This window comes from Aminobacter sp. P4_H6_2, assembly GCF_056400805.1.
This window is the reverse complement of sequence record NZ_JBFUKO010000554.1, coordinates 1-3,583: the sequence shown is the minus strand read 5'-3', so window position 1 is coordinate 3,583 and position 3,583 is coordinate 1. Positions and strand designations below refer to the sequence as shown.

3 protein-coding genes are annotated in these 3,583 nt (G+C 56.2%); 1 reads left to right on the top strand and 2 read right to left on the bottom strand.

The genetic code is table 11. The features are described 5' to 3' along the window. Window positions 1-754: branched-chain amino acid ABC transporter permease (locus AC1DUU_RS26390; RefSeq protein WP_476786319.1), on the bottom strand; the 754-nt coding region annotated here is incomplete at its 3' end. Then, entirely contained in the window at window positions 751-1,617 is an 867-nt protein-coding gene (locus AC1DUU_RS26385; RefSeq protein ID WP_476786318.1) for a branched-chain amino acid ABC transporter permease, read from the bottom strand. The genes AC1DUU_RS26390 and AC1DUU_RS26385, both read right to left, overlap by 4 nt. Before the next feature lie 1,080 nt (window positions 1,618-2,697). On the opposite strand from AC1DUU_RS26385, the gene AC1DUU_RS26380 reads away from it, so the two are divergent. Then, window positions 2,698-3,583, top strand: an 886-nt coding sequence (locus AC1DUU_RS26380; RefSeq protein ID WP_476786320.1) for an aminotransferase class III-fold pyridoxal phosphate-dependent enzyme, incomplete at its 3' end; no start/stop codon positions are given.

Here is a 3,583-nt window from a genome sequence, read left to right as displayed (position 1 = left end):
CTGCCCAAAGGATCGACTTCAAAGACATCGAGAGGCTAACAATGTCGATGGCGACATGTCGCGATATGAGCGCATAGAGCGAGCCACCAAGGCCAGCCACGCAGCCCGCTACCGCAAAAACAACTAAGCGGAACAATGCCGAGTTGTATCCCAGCACTTGGGCACGAACGGGATTTTGCTGTACAGCGCGGACAATTCGCCAAGTGCTCGTGCCTGAAAGATACCAGAATCCGATCAGTAGAGCAGCCAACAGCGCCGTGCTCAGCACAAGCATGGTATTGTTGGGGCCGGCAACAATGGACGACCCAAAAAAGTGGAAATCTAGCGCAGGCAGCGGCAGACCATCGGCACCACCGGTGAATGCTACCGCGGCGTTGCCCAGGATCGACCCGGTGACGGCAAAGATGATCGTTCCGATGGCCGCGCCCGAATGCGACATTCGCAACAAGAGTACCCCAAAGATTAGAGCAACAACTCCACCCGCGGCCACACCCGCCAGAATCATGAGAGAAATACTGCCCTGTAGCGTTGGGGCGAGCCAGATTGCAGCGTAGGCACCCGCTCCAAATACAGTTGCTTGGGCCACACTTGGCAGGTTGGCGTAGGAATAGGCAAGCGAAAAGCTTATGGCCAGGAACATCCAGCTAACGCAGCGGGCCAATACGCCGCTCCAAAATTCGCCCACGATAGGAGCAGCCACGCAAAGCGCTACAAGGATGACGAGCGATGTGACGATACCCGCACGGTCCCTCATGCCCGCCCCCCAAAAATACCGCTCGGCCGAAGTAAGAGAAACGGAAGAAACATAACAATTGCTCCAACTTCCGCGTAGGTCGGCGGGAGAAAGACAGAAAGGACGCCTCGGGTCACACCCATGATAACCGCCGCCGCGACGGCGCCGCCTAAGTTGCCGAGCCCGCCGACCACGACAACGATGAATGCTGGGCCGAGTACGGACAGGCCCATCTGGTGGCTCACCATCGTCATGGGTGCGATCAAGACGCCCGCCAGGGCCGCGAGCGCAGCGCTCATCACCACGATGACCATATAGACCCGTTCGACAGGCACGCCCGAAGCCATGGCGAGTGTCGGCGACTGTGCCACGCACCGAATCCAAAGCCCGATCGCCGTCAATCGGAGAAAGGCCCAAAAGGTCGCAAGTACGGCAACAGCCATACCGGCCGCAACCACGCGATAGGTCGGGTAGTAAAAGCCAAGTATACCAACTGAGCCGGAAACAGGCGGCTGCACGAGGCGAGGCGATCCGCCGAAGGTAGCAAGCAACAGATCATTGATGACGAAAAGCAGGCCCGAGGTAGCCACCAGGCCCACCATCATATCCTTGCCGATCGTCGGCCGCAGTATGAACCGATAGACTGGAATGCTGACGGCAGCGGCAACAAGCGGTGCAATCACGACCGCCAGCCAGAAACTCCCAAGCTGGCTAGCCGCGTACCAGGCAATAACGGCCCCCACTGCATAGATAGCCCCATGGGCCATGTTCAATAGGCCGAGCAGACCGAAAATGGCGTTGAGACCCAGAGCGATCAGCCCCAGAAACATGGCCCAGACGACACCATTGACGATCTGGAAACTGAGCGTTTGCCAATCGATCAAAAGTCACCTCCCTAAGGATAGGAGTGGTTTTGAGGATTGAAGCTGGGACGCACCCATGCGGGTCAATCCAATTAGATTCGGTGGGAGGATCGAATGCTCTTTCACGATGGGCCTCGGACTTGGTGCAGATTGGTCGTTGAAGACGCTAGGGCACGACATCGACACCCACAATTGTGACTACTGTCACCTAGCGGCATTCGGAAACCTCATCACTATGAAGGCCACGCAAGATGGTGACCACGGCAACCGACATAAGGTGGCTAGCCTAAACCGAGGGGCGCCTTTCGGAGGCAACGGCCACTGCGGAATTTCAGATGAGGCCTCCGGGCGGTTTGGTGGCCATTTGCGGTTGAAGGTGCTGATCGCGGTTGCTGGAGTGCAAGCAGCTCCACCTAAAGTTGCTAGTGCTCAAAAAAAGCCGGGGGATACTGGGCAATGATCCGCTCATTCACTACCGTCAAGTTTTTGGCTCTAAAGGCGCTTCGGTTAGCGCAAGTTGGATTGCTTGCGCGTGCGAATGCCTACCGCCCTCCTGGCAAGATCGAATCAAAACCGAATGGAAATGCTCCAAAAAATGACGATGGTCATCATTGATGACGTGCAGTGAAGGCCGCAGTAGTTGACGGTGAAAAGGGCCAAATACCCTGATCGCCAGAGTGGGAGGACACTTATGTCAATCTATTCCTTCACCAAAATGGTCTGGACTCGGACCGTTCGCATGCTTCTGTGGCTCTTCCAATTTGGGATGACCACGGGAACTAAGCAAAGGCCGCGGGGCGCAGACCATGACGTACAGGCCGAACGTTTGCCCTTTCACTGGGATATCCGCGTGCGGTGAGGTTTCGCGATGTTAGCCCGTGCAATCGCCATCGGTTCCAGTCTCGCTAGAGACCAGCCTTCTCGAGTGATATCCGCCCCCTGGTTCTTGGTTTGGACTGCCTCAAAGATCTCAAAGCATGTCCTAAATGTTTCTAGACGTCAGCTGGACGTAATCCGGCCCCCGAAGAATGAATCGTCCTCAGCGCGAGTACCGAGAAGATGTTGAAAACCAGTCCTAACCAAGATCGCGTTGAGGCAACAATGTCGGCAGTGACCCTACTCCAAACAAGGCAGGCGGCAGCGATAGCGCCAGGTGTCGGCACTCGTTCCATTTTCACTGATCGTGCTGAAAACGCAGAGCTTTGGGATATAGTCGGCAAACGCTATATCGATTTTGCGGCAGGGATCGCGGTCAACAATACTGGCCACCGTCACCCGAAAGTCATGCAGGCGGTTAGCGAACAGGCGGAGCGGTTTACGCATACCTGCTTTCACGTGGCACCTTACGAGAGCTACATCACGTTGGCCGAACGACTGAACGCAATTGCGCCGACCGGCACAGACAATCTCACTATGCTGGCCACGACTGGGGCAGAGGCCATCGAGAACGCCATCAAAATCGCGCGCGCGTACACCAAGCGTTCCGGGATAGTGGCGTTTAGCGGCGCGTTTCACGGCCGTACACTTCTGGGCATGGCACTTACTGGAAAGGTCGTACCCTATAAGAAAAACTTCGGCCCATTTCCGGCAGAAATCTATCATTTGCCCTTTCCAAACAGCTATTTAGGAGTATCGGTTGAAGACTCGTTGCGCGCACTCAACACATTGTTCGCTTCTGACGTGGAGCCGGAGCGGATAGCGGCGATCATAATCGAACCCGTTCAAGGCGAAGGCGGCTTCAACGTCGCGCCCACGGATTTCCTATTGAGCCTAAGGGAATTGGCAGACCATTACGGCATCTTGCTAATCGCAGACGAGGTGCAGTCGGGAATGGCGCGGACAGGGCGCATGTTCGGAATCGAGCATTCTGGTGTCAAAGCCGACATTGTGACGATGGCAAAGGGTCTTGCCGGAGGGTTCCCACTTTCCGCTGTGGTCGGTAAGGCCGAGGTTATGTCCGCAGCACATAAGGGCGGGCTCGGCGGAA